Genomic DNA, 14,939 nt, shown 5'->3' on the forward strand with positions numbered 1-14,939 from the left:
ACAGGCGGCAATTGTGCGCACCCGCTGGCTGACGCGGCAATGACCGGAACTGCCATCGGCGATGACACTCCGGTCATGGGCACGCCCGATCAGCGCGCGGGCGGCTGCTCGCCATGGGGAACCACCGCGACCGTCAGCCGCGAGATGCAGCTGGCCTTGCCTTCGTCGCTGGTCAGGCGGATGTCCCAGACGTGGGTGGTACGGCCAATGTGCACGGGGTGCGCCACCGCGGTCACCCGACCACTGCGCAGGCCGCGCAGGTGGTTGGCGTTGATTTCAAGCCCGACGCAAAAGTATTTGCTGGTGTCGATGACCAGATAGCTGGCCGACGAGCCCACGGTTTCCGCCAGTACCACCGATGCACCGCCATGCAGGAGGCCGTAAGGCTGATGCGTGCGGTGATCGATGACCATGCTGGCGGTCAGGGATTGTTCGTCGAAGGCCTCGAAACGAATGTCGAGCATCTCGCCAATGGTGTTTTTCTGCATCGCGTTGAGCGCGTCGAGGTTGGGTGCTTCACGCCATAGGGCCATGGTTTTTCCTTGTTGTTGGCGGCACCTCTGCCGGTGCCATGGATTCATAGGATGGCGGAGAATGCCGAACGGTTATGACAGCGCCCTTGCCCGCGGCTGCGTCGTATCAGCCAGCATGGCTGTGTCTGATCGACCGCGTTCGCGGGCAAGCGCGCCTCTACAAAGAGAGGCCAGGGCTTTTACCCCGGATGCCGAACCCTGACCAGCTCCATCGCCCCGGCCAACGGAAAGTCCGCGTCAAGCTCGGCCAGGCTGGCAGTGTGCATCGGCTCAGCGGTTTGCAGATGGCCATGCACTGCGAGACCAATCAGCGAACCCACCAGCGGCTGATGACTGACGATCAACACATCGTCCGAGGCATACAGGTCCAGGTTGGACAGCGCCTTGCGCGGGTCGCTTTCGGGGGTCAACCAAGGCACGGTCACCACCGCATCGGCAAACCCCAAGGCCTGACGCACCAGTTCAGCGGTCTGCTGCGCCCGCACATAGGGGCTCGCGATGATCCAGCGCAGCGGCTGGCCCAGCAGATGCGCCGCACTGTTCAGGACTTCTTCACGGCCATTGTCCGTCAGTTCACGTTCAGCGTCCGTGCGCGCCCGGTTCTGAGCCTCGCCGTGACGCAGAATCCACACTTTCATAGCTTCGGTTCCTCATCACGCACCGGGTGCGCGGCGGCGGGAACGGTGTGTGGCGCTTCACCTTCCGGCGGACGCGGCGCTGGCCAGTCGGCGAATGGCCAGGGTTTCTGATCGGTGTGGAAGGTGCCGAAGCGACCGATCTGCGCCAGAAACTGGCTCAGGCTGTCACCGAACGACATCAGGCTCAGGCTCGGCGCGCCATAGAACAACCGGTACGCCAGTTGCACCAGCACCACGACCGCCAGGACGATCTCGGCCACCTGCCAGACCACCACAAACACCAGCATCCACAGGATGCGCAGCAGAATCGATTCGTGCTGCTTGAGTTTTGACTCGTTCAAGGGCTTCTCCATGGAGGGGAAAACGTAAGGGCAATGGGATCAGTTGAACCCACTGGTAGAGATGAAATCGACGTCAGTCTTGGGTTCGGCCCGCATCAACAGCTCGATGACCTGCTCCAGCGTGCGGCCTTCAAAGAGAATCGCATGCAACCCGGCGACCAGCGGCATGTAGACCTGCAACTCCTGCGCTTTGACCTTGAGCACTTTAAGCGTATTGACGCCTTCTGCCACTTCGCCCAGGCGGGTCACGGCTTCATCCAGGCTCAGCCCCTGCCCCAGCGCGAAACCCACCTGATAATTGCGGCTTTTCGGCGACGAGCAGGTCACGATCAGATCCCCTACACCGGCAAGCCCCAGGAAGGTCATCGGATTGGCGCCCTGGCTGACCGCGAAACGAGTCATTTCTGCCAGCGCGCGGGTGATCAGCATGCTTTTGGTGTTCTCGCCCATGCCCAGCGCCACGGCCATGCCGGAAATAATGGCATAGACGTTCTTCAGCGCCCCGCCCAGCTCCACACCAAACCGGTCGGCGCTGGCGTACACGCGGAAGGTGCGACCATGGAGTGCCGCCTGAACCTGCCGGCAAAGGTCCTCGTCCTCACTGGCGACCACCGTGGCCGTCAACGCGTGCTCGGCGATTTCCCGCGCCAGATTCGGCCCGGACAGCACACCGATGCGCGCTTGCGGCGCGATGTCTTCGAGGATCTCGCTCATCAGCTTGAAGGTCTGGGCTTCGATGCCTTTGGTCAGGCTGACCAGCATCTTGCCGCTCAGCAAATCGACATAGGGTGTCAGCACACTGCGCAGCGCGCTGGAGGGCAATGCGACGAAGACCAGTTCGCTGTCGCTCAACGCGCGCTGCAGGTCCGTGACCGGTTCGACCCCTTCGAGCACCTTGATGCCCTTGAGGTAACGCGGGTTCTCGCGGTTGACGCGGATGGCCTCCGCCTGATCGGGATCACGCATCCACTGCAAGACCCGGTGGCCATTCTCGGCCAGCAGGTTGGCCACGGCTGTCCCGAAGCTGCCACCACCCAGGACTGCGATCGGTTGCTGTTGGGTCATAAAACAATCCATCTAGAGCCATCAGAACTGGCGATGGCTGCATTATACGGAGCGCCGGGCTCGCCACCAGCGGCAAAACACGACAGCGGCACGCCTCTCGCCGTGGCCCTACTCTTCACAAGGAAATTACCTACGGCTCGGTTAAGATGCGCACCTCGGATGAAAATTCCGCAACCCATCCGTTGAGCTATCGTTAGGTCGTTTTCCCGATGAGATTCGATTCCATGGCACACCCGTGCACCTGCACCCCCTGTCTTGCGTGAGCAGTGGCACATGAAGCAACCCATGACAGCCGGTATCAGGCCATGACGTCGCAACGTGGCTGGAACATCAGCACCCGCACGCAAATTCTCAGTCTGGGCCCCGCCCTGCTGTTGACGCTTTTATTGATCAGTTTTTTCACCGTGGTGCGCATTCAGGACTTGCGTCAGGAGCTGAATCACACGGGCCAGTTGATCGCGAACCAACTGGCGCCAGCGTCGGAATATGGCGTGATCGTGGGCAACAACGATGTCCTCGAAAGCCTGATGAAAGCCACGATGAGCACGCCCCACGTGCGCTTTCTCGAGGTTCAGGACAACACGGGCAGAGTGCTCGTGCATGTCGAGCAAGCGCCAGACGGGACACGCTCACGGCAGATGGAAATCTTCCAGGCGCCTATCCGTTTGCAACAGGTCAAGCAGGACGGTAATCGCCTGGACGACAGTGACGACATGACCGGCGTGCCCATCGAAGACTATCTAGGGCGCGTTCTGGTGGGCATGTCCAGCGACGCGTTCAACGTGCGCGAGCAGGAAATCCTGTTGAAGGCCGGGATCCTTGCGCTGTTCGCCCTCCTCTTTACCTACATCCTGGCCAGACGCCTGTCCCTCAGCCTGTCTCAACCCATCAGTGCCATGAGCGATGCGGTCAAGGCCATCCAGCACGGTGACTACACCACTCCTTTGCCGGTGGCCGACGACGCCGAACTGGGCGACCTTGCCCGCCATATCAACAATCTGGCGCTTGGGTTGGAGAAAGCCAGTCGCGAACAGAAACAAGCCATGGACGAGTTGATCAGAACCCGCGAGGAAGCGGAGCGTGCCAACAGCGCGAAGTCCGAATTTCTGGCGATGATGAGCCATGAGCTGCGCACGCCGATGAATGGTGTGCTCGGCATGCTGCAGTTGATGGGAACGACGAAGATGACCGAGGAACAGGCTGAATATTCCGCCTTGGCCACCGAGTCCACCGAGCACCTGCTGCGGGTGATCAACGACATCCTCGACTTCTCGCGCTTTGAGCGCGACGCACTGGAACTGGAAAACATTTCGTTCAACCTGGCCGACCTGATTGCCACCTCGGTTCAGGCGTTCGCCCACAATGCACAGCAGCGCGGCCTGGCGCTCGAGCTGGACGTGCAGCCCGGGCTGGATCTGCTGCGCGTCAAAGGCGACCCGACCCGTATCCGCCAGATCCTCGTCAACCTGATCGGCAATGCGCTGAAATTTACCGAGTTCGGCAGCGTGCGGGTCGAAACCGCCTGGCGTCAGAGTGACGCGCAACACATTCTCTTTACCTGCGCGGTGCGCGACAGCGGCATCGGTATTTCTCCGGAACTGCTGGAATCCATGTTCGACGCGTTCCAGCAGGCCGATAACTCCATTTCAAGGCGCTACGGCGGCACCGGGCTGGGCCTGCCGATCGCGCGCAATCTGGCGGAAAGGATGGGCGGATCGCTGTACGCAGAAAGCAGCGAGGGACTGGGCTCGGTGTTCCATCTGGAGATTCCGCTACAACAGGTCCAGCAGGAAGAACCTGTGCCGCCATCGGGCGCTGTCGGCGAAATGCCGCAAGAGCGCGACGGCTGTGTCCTGCTGGTCGAGGACAACCCGGTCAACCGCACCGTGGTCGAAGCCATGTTGCGCAGCCTCGGGCTTCAGGTCAGTGTCGCGGGGGATGGCGCGCAAGCCGTCAGCATGGCCAGCCAGGAAAAATACGCGTTGATCCTGATGGATTGCCGCCTGCCGATCATGGACGGCTACGAAGCCACGCGCAGAATTCGCCAGCTTCCAGAGCTCGAAACGCTGCCCATCATCGCCCTGACCGCCAACGCCCGGCACGGTGATCGCGAGATCTGCCTGCAGGCAGGTATGAACGATTACCTGGCCAAGCCGTTCAAACGCACTGATTTACAGCAGGTTTTACAGCGTTGGCTGACCTTTAAGGCATCTGCGACTGGCGATAAATGATAAATTGCGGCAGTCTTGTGTGCCGTGATCGAACTGCGCCGACGCGCGGACGGAAAATTTCAGTGCACAGGTGTACTTTCATTTCGCCTGTGCTGTGACTTTCATTACAACGCAATAGTCTATGAGTAGGCTGCCAGCTGAGGAATGACCCGCTGGTCAGATTGGGTAAGCATTGCCACACCCTGCCGCACAGGATTATCGAGGAGCTCGCATGACCAAACAAAACGCCTTTACCCGGGAAGATCTGCTGCGCTGCAGTCGCGGCGAGCTGTTCGGCTCGGGTAACGCGCAACTGCCCGCCCCCAATATGCTGATGATTGATCGCATCACTCATATCAGCGAAGAAGGCGGCAAGTACGGCAAAGGTGAATTGGTCGCCGAACTGGATATCACTCCGGACCTGTGGTTCTTCGCCTGTCACTTTGAAGGTGATCCGGTGATGCCGGGGTGCCTGGGCCTGGACGCCATGTGGCAACTGGTCGGTTTCTTCCTGGGCTGGCAAGGCCTGCCGGGCCGCGGCCGTGCGCTGGGTTCGGGCGAAGTGAAATTCTTTGGTCAGGTGTTGCCGACGGCCAAAAAAGTCACCTACAACATTCAAATCAAGCGCGTCCTCAAAGGCAAACTGAACCTGGCCATCGCCGACGGTTCGGTGACCGTGGACGGTCGCGAAATCTACACCGCCGAAGGCCTCCGCGTCGGCGTCTTCACCTCCACTGACAATTTCTAAGGGTATTCGCATGCGCCGCGTCGTTATCACTGGTCTGGGCATTGTTTCCTGCTTGGGCAATGACAAAGACACCGTTTCCGCCAACCTGCGTGCAAGTCGCCCTGGCATCCGTTTCAATCCGGAATATGCCGAAATGGGTCTGCGCAGCCAGGTATCCGGCTCCATCGACCTCAACCTCGAAGAGCTGATCGATCGCAAGATCTACCGCTTCGTCGGTCACGCTGCGGCCTATGCCTATCTGGCCATGAAAGACGCGGTCGCCGACTCCGGCCTGACCGAAGAGCAGGTCTCCAACCCGCGTACCGGCCTGATCGCCGGTTCCGGTGGCGCGTCGACCCTCAACCAGATGGAAGCGCTGGACATCCTGCGTGAGAAAGGCGTCAAGCGCGTCGGTCCGTACCGCGTGACCCGCACCATGAGCAGCACCGTTTCGGCCTGCCTGGCGACGCCCTTCAAGATCAAGGGCCTGAACTACTCCATCGCTTCTGCCTGCGCCACCAGTGCTCACTGCATCGGCACCGCCATGGAACAGATCCAGATGGGCAAACAGGACATCGTGTTCGCCGGCGGCGGTGAAGAAGAGCACTGGAGCCAGTCGTTCCTGTTCGATGCCATGGGCGCACTGTCGAGCAAGCGTAACGAAACCCCTGAACAGGCTTCGCGTGCTTACGACGCCGACCGCGACGGCTTCGTCATCGCAGGCGGTGGCGGCATGGTCGTGGTTGAAGAACTGGAACACGCTCTGGCACGCGGCGCGAAGATCTACGCCGAACTGGTCGGCTACGGCGCGACGTCCGATGGCTACGACATGGTCGCTCCAAGCGGCGAAGGCGCCATCCGCTGCATGCAGCAGGCGATGTCCACCGTCGACGGCAAGATCGACTACCTGAACACCCACGGCACCTCGACCCCGGTCGGCGACGTCGCGGAAATGAAAGGTGTGCGTGAAGTATTCGGCGACAACGCGCCAGCCATCAGCTCCACCAAGAGCCTGTCGGGTCACTCGCTGGGCGCCGCAGGCGTTCACGAAGCGATCTACTGCATGCTGATGATGGAAGGCAACTTCATGGCCGGCTCGGCCAACATCGACGAGCTGGACCCTGAAGTCGCGGACCTGCCAATCCTGACCAAGACGCGCGAAAACGCCGAGATCAACCTGGTCATGAGCAACAGCTTCGGTTTCGGTGGCACCAACGCCACGCTGGTGATGAAGCGCTGGACCGGCAAGTAATACAGTCTGCCGCAACATGAAAAGGCGCCTCTCGAGGCGCCTTTTTTGTGGGCGTGAATACCTGTGTTAGCTGACTCACTGTCGCTTTTGCAGGAGCGCGCCTGGCGCGCGATGCGCCACACCGAACGACACGATGTGGACTGACACACCGTTTTCGCGGGCAAGCGCGCTCCGGAACGAATGCCGCCTTATGCCTACACCGAAAACGCCGCGACCATGCCGTTCAGGTCCGTCGCCAGACGCGACAGGTCATGACTCGCCGCGCTGGTCTGGTTGGCACCGGCAGAACTCTGCAGCGCCAGATCGCGGATGTTGGTGAGGTTACGGTCCACTTCACGCGCGACCTGCGCCTGCTCTTCGGACGCGCTTGCGATGACCGTATTGCGCTCGGTGATCAGCGTGATCGCTGCTGCGATCTCGTCCAGCGCCACGCCCGCCGACTGCGCCAGCTCCAGGGTCGAACGTGCACGGCTGTTGCTGCCCTGCATAGCCTCGACCGCTTGATCCGTGCCTTGGCGAATATCACTGACCAACAGCTCGATTTCCTGCGTCGAAGACTGTGTGCGGTGCGCCAGTGCACGAACCTCGTCCGCAACCACGGCGAAACCTCGGCCAGCTTCTCCGGCACGCGCCGCTTCGATAGCCGCGTTGAGCGCCAGCAGGTTGGTCTGCTCAGCCACCGACCGGATCACGTCCAGCACCTTGGTGATGCCGTACACTTTCTGCGCAAGGACGCCGACCTGATCACCGGTCTGCGTGACGTCCTCGGCCAGGTGGTTGATCGAGGCAACCGTCGCCTTGACCTGCTGACGGCCACGCTCAGCGATACGCTCCGACTCGTCGGAAGCCTGCGAGGTCGCGACCGCGTTGCGCGCCACCTCTTCGACCGCTGCGGTCATCTGGTTGACCGCCGTGGCAGCCTGATCGATTTCCAGGCTCTGTTGGTGCAGACCGCGTGTGGAATCTTCGGTCACCGTGCTCAGCTCTTCCGACGCCGAAGCGAGTTGGCTGGACGAATCGGAAATCCGCAAAATCGTGCGGCGCAAACTGAGCTGCATGGCCTTCAGCGCTTCCAGCAAACGAGCAGGCTCATCGCGGCCCTGAACGACGATATCAGCGGTAAGGTCGCCAGCCGCGATGACCTGGGCGATACCCAGCGCCTGAGCCAGCGGCTGCACAATGCTGCGAGTCAACCCCCACGCGAGCACCAGCGTAATGAGCGCGGTCAGGACGATCATCCCCATGACCCAGCTCTGGGCACTGCCGAAGACCTGCTGCGCCAGATCGGTGGCTTCACCCGCGCCTTTCTTGTTGATCGCCGTCAGTTCGTTGAGTGCCTGGGTCATCTTGTCGGCGTATTGATTCATTTCGCCGTTGATGACCTGCAAGGCATCGTCCATCTGATTTTGCCGAGACAGCTCCATGACGCGATTTTGCCGCTGAAAGTAAGCCTGTTTGGCGGTGGCAAAACCTTCATACAGTTCACGCTCACGGGGCGATTCAATCAGTGCGACATAGTGCTGATCGGTGGACTGCAACCCGGCTTTTAGCTGATCGATCTTGGCGTAGTTCTCCTGCAGCGCATCAGCGCTGCAGTTGAGCATCAGTCGCAGCGTCAACGTCCTGATCCGCATCAAGTCCTGGCCCATCGTCCCCAGCTCCATGACGCTGGGCAGCCATTTACTCTCCACCAGGTCCGACTGCTTGCGCATGCTGGACATCTGCAGCAGGGCAAACGCCCCCAGACCGAAAACCAGCAGCGCAAGCACACCAAAACCCAGTGCGGCCCGGGGTGCGATATTCATGTTTCTGACGGTCATAGTGGGTCCCTTCCCCAAACCCTGCGCTGAAAAAAGAGCAGCCGGTTGTCGCTTTCTGTATCGGCTTACGCTCCCGAAAGCTGTAGGACAATTCACTAACTAGTTCGTAATAATTTATGACCGCCAGCTGTGAGCACAGACGATCCAGACGGCTGCGTTTATGCTTTGTATTCTGTTGCCCTGTTTATCGAGAGCCCTGCCATGCTGACCATCAAACCCCGCGCGGAAGACGTCGAAGGCCAACCGATTCTGCGTCCCTTGCCCTCGGCCCAATGTCGAAGTGTCGGACCGTTCGTGTTCTTCGATCACATGCTGGAAACCACCTATGAGCCGGGGCGTGGCATGGACATCCGCCAGCACCCGCACATCGGCCTGTCGACCCTCACCTACCTCTTTGAAGGCCAGATCCAGCACAAAGACAGCCTCGGCAGCGATCAGCATGTCATGCCGGGCGAAGTGAGCTGGATGACCGCCGGGAGCGCGATCGCGCATATCGAACGTACGCCGCAGGCGCTTCACGACAGTGGGTCGCGGCTGCACGGCCTGCAAGTCTGGCTGGCATCGCCCAAAACCCACGAGCAAGGCATTGGCCATTACAGCCATCATCCGGCGGCGACCTTGCCCGTCAGCGACGCCATGGGTATCAGCATCCGCATGATCGCTGGCAACGGTTTCTGCCTTGAGTCACCGGTTCCGGTCTTGTCGCCGACGCTGTATGCGCAAGTGATGATGCAGACCGCCACCACGCTGCTGATTCCCGCTGAACATGAGCAACGGGCGTTGTACGTGATAGCGGGCGACATGTTGCTGGATGGCGAACCGGTCGAGCCTCGTAGCCTGGTGGTGCTGGACACAGGTGACGAACCGACACTGAGCGCTGAAAGCGAATCCCACGCGGTACTGATTGGCGGCGCGCCACTGGATGGGCCACGCAGAATGAACTGGAATTTCGTTGCCAGCGATCCGGCCTTGATTGATCAGGCAAGGGCGAAATGGGCGGCGGGAGACTGGCCGACAGTGGCCGGGGAAGTGGAGCGGATTGAGTCGCCAGTGAGCAGAAAGTAGCACCACGCAACCAGTCACGCCGGACATACACCCGGTGGGTGCGAATTCTCTCGCGAGACGACGGCACAGCGGCGACCTCTATATCGCCTGGGCCATCGCATCGCGAATGAATTCGCTCCCACAGGATTAATAGTGTGTCAAAAACGTTGCATCAGCCCGCGAACACTTCATCCAGCAGATTGTGCATCGCCGTGAACGCGCGCTTTGAAACTGTCGGGTTGTACATCTGCACGCCAGGGTTGTTGGCATGCGGATCGGTAAACGAATGGAACGCGCCGCCGTAGCTCAGCAGCTGCCAGTCGACGTTGGCGGCATTCATTTCGGCTTCGAACGCTGGCAATTGCTCTTTCGGCACCAGTGGATCGGATGCGCCGTGCAATACCAGGACCTTGCCCTTGATGTTTTTCGCATCGGCCGGGTTGGTGGTATCCAGCGTGCCGTGGAATGACACGGCAGCCTTCAATGGCGCGCCTGTGCGAGCCAGTTCCAGCGCGCAGCAGCCGCCGAAGCAGAAACCGAATGCTGCCAGGCTTGCCTTGTCCACCTTGGCGACGGTCTGCGCGGTCAGTTGATCCAGCGCTGCCGTCATGCGTTTGTTCAGCAAGGCACGGTCATTTTTCATCGGCATCATGGCCGCCGCAGCTTCATCGCCGTTTTTCGGCCGCACGTTCTGGCCGTAGAGGTCAGCCAGCAAGACCACGTACCCCTTATCCGCCACTTCTTTGGCGATCTGCTCGGCGTCTTCGCTGATGCCCATCCAGTTAGGCGCCATCACCAGCCCTGGCGCCGCCTGGGCACCTTCACTGAAGACCAGACGACTTTCGTAGCTCTGCCCGTCAATCTGATACACCACGGACTGCACAGTAACGTTGCTCATTGCCGACTCCTGCTGCTGAGAATGAAGGAATACCAAATGACAAAACCCGCCGGAGCGGGTTTTGACTGCACACAAATGTTAAACCGATAGCTCTACCAACAACTTGTTCAAACGGCGCACGTAAGCGGCCGGATCTTTCAAGCTGTCACCGGCGGCCAGCGCTGCCTGATCGAACAGAATGTGCGACAGCTCGCCGAAACGCTCTTCGCTCTGCTCATTGTCAAGCTTGCCGATCAGCGGGTGCGTCGGGTTGAATTCGAAGATCGGCTTGGAATCCGGAACCTTCTGGCCGCTCGCTTCCAGGATCTGACGCATTTGCAGACCCAAGTCCTGCTCACCGATGGCCAGGATCGCAGGCGAGTCGGTCAGACGGTGCGAGACGCGGACTTCGCTGACAGCGTCACCCAGTGCGGCCTTCAGACGCTCGATCAAACCTTCCTTATCCTTGGCCACTTCTTCCTGGGCTTTCTTGTCCTCTTCAGAATCAAGCTTGCCCAGGTCCAGATCGCCACGTGCCACGTCAACGAAGCCTTTGCCGTCGAAATCGCTCAGGTAGCTCATCAGCCACTCGTCGATACGGTCGGTCAGCAGCAGCACTTCGATGCCTTTCTTGCGGAAGACTTCCAGGTGCGGGCTGTTCTTGACCTGCGCGTAGCTTTCGCCAGTGAGGTAATAGATCTTGTCCTGACCTTCCTTGCCACGGGCCAGGTACTCGGCCAGGGAAACGCTTTGCTCGCCGCTCTCGTCGGAGGTGGACGCGAAACGCAGCAGACCGGCAATCTTTTCCTTGTTGGCGAAGTCTTCAGCCGGGCCTTCTTTCATGACCTGACCAAAGTTTTTCCAGAAGCCTTTGTATTCTTCCGGCTGGTTCTTCGCCAGTTTTTCCAGCATGTCCAGCACGCGCTTGGTCAGCGCGGACTTCATCGAGTCGATGATCGGGTCTTTCTGCAGGATTTCACGCGAGACGTTCAACGACAGGTCGTTGGAGTCGACCACACCCTTGATGAAACGCAGGTACAGCGGCAGGAAAGACTCGGCCTGGTCCATGACGAATACGCGCTGCACGTACAGTTTCAGGCCGCGCGGCGCTTCACGCTGATACAGATCGAACGGGGCACGGGCCGGCACGTACAGCAGCGAGTTGTATTCCAGCTTGCCTTCGACCTTGTTATGGCTCCAGGCCAGCGGGTTTTCGAAATCATGGGCAATGTGCTTGTAGAACTCCTGGTATTCCTCATCCTTCACTTCGGTACGAGGACGGGTCCACAGGGCGCTGGCTCGGTTAACGGTTTCCCATTCCTGCACAGGCGCTGGCTCGCCTTCGACAGCGATCTGCTCTTTCGGCAGTTCGATCGGCAAGGCGATGTGGTCGGAATACTTCTTGATGATGTTGCGCAGGCGGTAGCCGTCGGCGAATTCGTCTTCCGCTTTCTTGAGGTGCAGCACGATGCGCGTACCGCGATCGGCTTTCTCCACAGTCGCGACTTCAAACTCGCCCTCCCCTTTGGAGGACCAGTGGACGCCTTCGCTGGCCGGCAGACCGGCACGACGACTGAACACTTCAACCTGATCGGCGACGATGAACGCGGAGTAGAAACCCACACCGAACTGACCGATCAGGTGCGAGTCTTTCTTCTGATCGCCAGTGAGGTTCTTCATGAAATCGGCCGTGCCGGACTTGGCGATGGTACCCAGGTGGGTAATCACATCTTCGCGGCTCATGCCGATGCCGTTGTCTTCAAGGGTGACGGTCTGAGCGTCCTTGTCGAAGCTCACGCGGATCTTGAGCTCGGCACCGCCTTCCAGCAGCTCGGGCTTGGACAGTGCTTCGAAACGCAGCTTGTCCACCGCGTCGGAAGCGTTGGAAATCAGCTCGCGGAGAAAAATCTCCTTGTTCGAATACAGCGAATGGATCATGAGGTGCAGCAGTTGCTTCACCTCGGTCTGGAAGCCCAGGGTTTCCTTTTGAGTTTCCACACTCATGGTCATCAAACTCCAATCAGTCCATACAAATAGGGGTAGCCGTCCGATGCCCTTCTGACGCTGGACGACGGGTTGTCATCAAGGTGGGGGCTGGGTCGCAGATTTCAAGAGCGCCGACTACGTGACCGCACATTCTTCATGCACTGTTTAACGGCCCCCGTTCAGGTCGGGTGCGACGGCGCGAGCAAAATCGTTTAACCCGCGTGAATCCGGGTTTCCCGCGTAACGCCAATGAAACAGCTATTTATTTATCGGTGCGCATGATGGAACTAACGGAATAAGCGCGCGCTCGAAGGCTCGTAGATATTCAATAAGGAGAAATACCCCATGCGTAAGACTTTAGCCATTGCCCTCATGCTTTCTGCCACCTTGGGCCTCGCCGCGTGCGACAAAAAATCCGAGGATAAACAGCAAGATGCCAACAAGGCCGCCCAGCAGTCTCAGGAGTCGATGCAAAAGGCTCAAGACAAAGTGAACGACGCCGCCAAAGAAAGTCAGGAAGCCGCCCAGAAGAATGCCGAAGCCGCTCAAGAGCGCGCAAAAGAGGCTAACGAACAGGCGCCTGCACCAACTAAGCAGTAAGTTCCAAAGTTCCTGAAAATAAAGCCCGCATTGCGCGGGCTTTATTTTTTATACCGTCAAGTTCAGCAGCATCGTCATGAAAAGACGCTGCCGCCCTCCCCTCAGGCCAGCGCTTCGCTGCGCCGACCCAGCATGCGATCCACCACGAACGCCACGAACAGCGTGATCAGCGACGGGATCAACCAGGCCAGCCCTTGCTCGCTCAATGGCAAATGCGCCAGTGCATCAGGCAGCACATCCGCAAATCCCGCCCCCTTGACCGCGTCGATCATGCCGAACACGAATGACACCAGCATCACGGGCGCAACGACGCGCCCTTGCGACTGCCAGAAGTCCTTGCAGAAGCTCAATGCGACCAATGCGATGCACGGCGGATAAATCGCGGTCAGCACCGGAATGGAGAACTGGATCAGCTTGGTCAGGCCCAGGTTGGACACCAACAGGGAGAACGCGGCGAGGAGGATCACCAGGGTCTTGTAGGACAGCGGCAGCAGTCGGCTGAAATACTCGGCGCAAGCGCACGTAAGCCCCACTGCCGTGACCAGGCACGCAAGGGAAATCAACACCGCGAGAAAACCGCTGCCCAGCGTCCCAAAGGTATGTTGCACATAGGCGTGCAGCACCGCCGCGCCATTGGTGGCACCTGCAGCGACGGCATGGCTTGCGGCGCCGAGACGGAACAGGCTGATGTAGACCAGCGCAAGGCCCAGCCCGGCAATAAGACCGGCAATGATCGCGTAGCGGGTGATCAGTTTTGGAGACTCCACGCCCCGAGAACGGATGGCATTGACGATGACGATGCCAAACACCAGCGCACCCAGCGTGTCCATGGTCAGGTAACCATTGATGAAGCCTTGGGAGAACGGCGCGGCGACATACGCTGGTTGTGCAACCCCGACATCACCGGCAGGCAGCGCGAAAGCCGCAATGCCCAGGACCGCCAACGCGATGATCTTCAATGGCGCAAGGAAGCGTCCGACGGTGTCGAGCAAGCGGCCGGGATAGAGCGAGATCCAGAAGACCAGCAGGAAATACACGAGGCTGTACAGGAACAGCGCCAGCGGGCTCTCACCGGTGATCGGCGCCAGGCCGACCTCAAAGGACACCGTGGCCGTGCGCGGCGTTGCGAACAACGGCCCCACGGACAAATAGCAGACCGCGGCGAGCACGGTACCGGCGACTTTGCCGATCGGGCTGCTCAGCGCGTCCATGGCCCCGCCTACCTTGGCCAGTGCAACTACGGTCACGACCGGGAGGCCTACCGCCGTTACCAGAAAGCCCAGCGCCGCCATCCACACGTGCGGACCGGCCTGTAGACCAACGATAGGGGGGAAGATGATATTGCCAGCACCTACGAACAACGCGAACGTCATGAAACCAAGCGCCACGATGTCCTGACGTTTCAACACTTTCATCAAAGAAACCACACTGCTGAATCGGAATTAAGAAGAGGATTTCCCTGAGGGTGAGGGAAATGCTGCCCGTCCTTTTAGAACAGACCCGTCTGCGCGCAGCAGCTCCTTATGGGGGCCGGCCACGCAAAATGGCGCGTAGCCTACCCTATTTCCCGCACCGATACAGGGCGAGGCGACCGATGTATGCACGTAGCTGTCGCATATCGGAAAACTCCTACGGTATTTGGTACGCAGGCAGCCTGGCTGCTTAAGCACGAACGCACAGGTGAATGGGTGAATGGGTGTCTTGCTTACGAGGGAAAACAACGCGGTTTTCCAGGTCTACCGCGTTATCGTTTGTTCGCGGGCAAGCGCGCTCCTACAGAGGGTAACTGCAATCCTGTAGGCGTGAGCGCGCTCGCGATGGGAAACGACAGGCAAACGGGGTTGAG

General features: G+C 59.8%; 13 protein-coding genes and 1 pseudogene. 5 read left to right on the top strand and 9 right to left on the bottom strand.

The features are described from left to right. Positions 1-89: 89 nt before the first annotated feature. The 4 genes from BLS87_RS15665 to BLS87_RS15680 all read right to left on the bottom strand — a co-directional run bounded on the left by BLS87_RS15665 (position 90) and on the right by BLS87_RS15680 (position 2,577). Positions 90-533 (bottom strand): hotdog fold thioesterase, encoded by a 444-nt coding sequence (locus tag BLS87_RS15665; protein WP_074753395.1) that lies wholly within the window; start codon positions 531-533, stop codon positions 90-92. 179 nt (positions 534-712) lie between these two features. Next, positions 713-1,171 carry a phosphohistidine phosphatase SixA gene (gene sixA, locus BLS87_RS15670; RefSeq protein WP_074753396.1) on the bottom strand — a complete coding sequence of 153 codons (459 nt, stop codon included), beginning with the start codon at positions 1,169-1,171 and terminating at the stop codon, positions 713-715. Next, positions 1,168-1,512: a DUF4389 domain-containing protein gene (locus tag BLS87_RS15675; RefSeq protein ID WP_074753397.1), complete on the bottom strand. Its 345-nt coding sequence runs from the start codon at positions 1,510-1,512 to the stop codon at positions 1,168-1,170. Before BLS87_RS15675 ends, sixA begins: the two co-directional genes overlap by 4 nt. Before the next feature lie 39 nt (positions 1,513-1,551). Next, positions 1,552-2,577, bottom strand: coding sequence for an NAD(P)H-dependent glycerol-3-phosphate dehydrogenase (locus BLS87_RS15680; RefSeq protein WP_074753398.1), 1,026 nt, complete (start codon positions 2,575-2,577; stop codon positions 1,552-1,554). A gap of 305 nt (positions 2,578-2,882) precedes the next feature. On the opposite strand from BLS87_RS15680, the gene BLS87_RS15685 reads away from it, so the two are divergent. The 3 genes from BLS87_RS15685 (at position 2,883) to fabB (ending at position 6,766) form a co-directional block, all read left to right on the top strand. Next, positions 2,883-4,808 carry a response regulator gene (locus BLS87_RS15685; RefSeq protein ID WP_074753399.1) on the top strand — a complete coding sequence of 642 codons (1,926 nt, stop codon included), beginning with the start codon at positions 2,883-2,885 and terminating at the stop codon, positions 4,806-4,808. 211 nt (positions 4,809-5,019) lie between these two features. Continuing rightward, a complete protein-coding gene (fabA, locus tag BLS87_RS15690; protein WP_074753400.1) occupies positions 5,020-5,535 on the top strand; it encodes a 3-hydroxyacyl-[acyl-carrier-protein] dehydratase FabA in 516 nt (171 codons plus the stop codon). 10 nt (positions 5,536-5,545) lie between these two features. After that, positions 5,546-6,766, top strand: coding sequence for a beta-ketoacyl-ACP synthase I (gene fabB, locus BLS87_RS15695; protein ID WP_074753401.1), 1,221 nt, complete (start codon positions 5,546-5,548; stop codon positions 6,764-6,766). 194 nt (positions 6,767-6,960) lie between these two features. Here the strand turns inward: fabB and BLS87_RS35215 are convergent, their stop codons facing one another. Both BLS87_RS35215 and BLS87_RS35220 read right to left on the bottom strand, forming a co-directional pair. Further along, on the bottom strand, positions 6,961-7,824 hold the full coding sequence (locus BLS87_RS35215; RefSeq protein ID WP_425262225.1) for a methyl-accepting chemotaxis protein: 864 nt from the start codon (positions 7,822-7,824) through the stop codon (positions 6,961-6,963). After that, positions 7,819-8,586 (bottom strand): annotated as a pseudogene (locus BLS87_RS35220) (MCP four helix bundle domain-containing protein); the annotation flags it as partial. The gene BLS87_RS35215 and the pseudogene BLS87_RS35220, both read right to left, overlap by 6 nt. Positions 8,587-8,787: 201 nt before the next feature. Between BLS87_RS35220 and BLS87_RS15705 the strand changes: the two are divergent. Next, positions 8,788-9,651, top strand: a complete 864-nt coding sequence (locus tag BLS87_RS15705) for a pirin family protein (protein WP_425262223.1) — start codon at positions 8,788-8,790, stop codon at positions 9,649-9,651. Between the two features lie 151 nt (positions 9,652-9,802). Here the strand turns inward: BLS87_RS15705 and BLS87_RS15710 are convergent, their stop codons facing one another. Beyond that, entirely contained in the window at positions 9,803-10,528 is a 726-nt protein-coding gene (locus tag BLS87_RS15710; protein WP_074753403.1) for a dienelactone hydrolase family protein, read from the bottom strand. 78 nt (positions 10,529-10,606) lie between these two features. Next, positions 10,607-12,511: a molecular chaperone HtpG gene (htpG, locus tag BLS87_RS15715; protein WP_074753498.1), complete on the bottom strand. Its 1,905-nt coding sequence runs from the start codon at positions 12,509-12,511 to the stop codon at positions 10,607-10,609. Positions 12,512-12,838: 327 nt separating this feature from the next. Here htpG and BLS87_RS15720 point away from each other — a divergent pair, with 327 nt between their 5' ends. Beyond that, positions 12,839-13,093 carry a hypothetical protein gene (locus tag BLS87_RS15720; RefSeq protein ID WP_074753404.1) on the top strand — a complete coding sequence of 85 codons (255 nt, stop codon included), beginning with the start codon at positions 12,839-12,841 and terminating at the stop codon, positions 13,091-13,093. Between the two features lie 101 nt (positions 13,094-13,194). Here BLS87_RS15720 and brnQ read toward each other — a convergent pair whose 3' ends face one another. Further along, a complete protein-coding gene (brnQ, locus tag BLS87_RS15725; RefSeq protein WP_074753405.1) occupies positions 13,195-14,508 on the bottom strand; it encodes a branched-chain amino acid transport system II carrier protein in 1,314 nt (437 codons plus the stop codon). Positions 14,509-14,939 lie beyond the last annotated feature (431 nt).

The organism is Pseudomonas abietaniphila, from assembly GCF_900100795.1.
In the GTDB taxonomy this organism is placed as follows: domain Bacteria; phylum Pseudomonadota; class Gammaproteobacteria; order Pseudomonadales; family Pseudomonadaceae; genus Aquipseudomonas; species Aquipseudomonas abietaniphila.

Excerpts from the sequence above, each read along its gene's own strand:
- BLS87_RS15665 (WP_074753395.1), bottom strand. The coding sequence starts at position 533 with ATGGCCCTATGGCGTGAAGCACCCAACCTCGACGCGCTCAACGCGATG.
- sixA (WP_074753396.1), bottom strand. The coding sequence starts at position 1,171 with ATGAAAGTGTGGATTCTGCGTCACGGCGAGGCTCAGAACCGGGCGCGC.
- BLS87_RS15680 (WP_074753398.1), bottom strand. The coding sequence starts at position 2,577 with ATGACCCAACAGCAACCGATCGCAGTCCTGGGTGGTGGCAGCTTCGGG.
- BLS87_RS15685 (WP_074753399.1), top strand. The coding sequence starts at position 2,883 with ATGACGTCGCAACGTGGCTGGAACATCAGCACCCGCACGCAAATTCTC.
- fabA (WP_074753400.1), top strand. The coding sequence starts at position 5,020 with ATGACCAAACAAAACGCCTTTACCCGGGAAGATCTGCTGCGCTGCAGT.
- fabB (WP_074753401.1), top strand. The coding sequence starts at position 5,546 with ATGCGCCGCGTCGTTATCACTGGTCTGGGCATTGTTTCCTGCTTGGGC.
- BLS87_RS35215 (WP_425262225.1), bottom strand. The coding sequence starts at position 7,824 with ATGCAGCTCAGTTTGCGCCGCACGATTTTGCGGATTTCCGATTCGTCC.
- BLS87_RS15705 (WP_425262223.1), top strand. The coding sequence starts at position 8,788 with ATGCTGACCATCAAACCCCGCGCGGAAGACGTCGAAGGCCAACCGATT.
- BLS87_RS15710 (WP_074753403.1), bottom strand. The coding sequence starts at position 10,528 with ATGAGCAACGTTACTGTGCAGTCCGTGGTGTATCAGATTGACGGGCAG.
- htpG (WP_074753498.1), bottom strand. The coding sequence starts at position 12,511 with ATGAGTGTGGAAACTCAAAAGGAAACCCTGGGCTTCCAGACCGAGGTG.
- BLS87_RS15720 (WP_074753404.1), top strand. The coding sequence starts at position 12,839 with ATGCGTAAGACTTTAGCCATTGCCCTCATGCTTTCTGCCACCTTGGGC.
- brnQ (WP_074753405.1), bottom strand. The coding sequence starts at position 14,508 with ATGAAAGTGTTGAAACGTCAGGACATCGTGGCGCTTGGTTTCATGACG.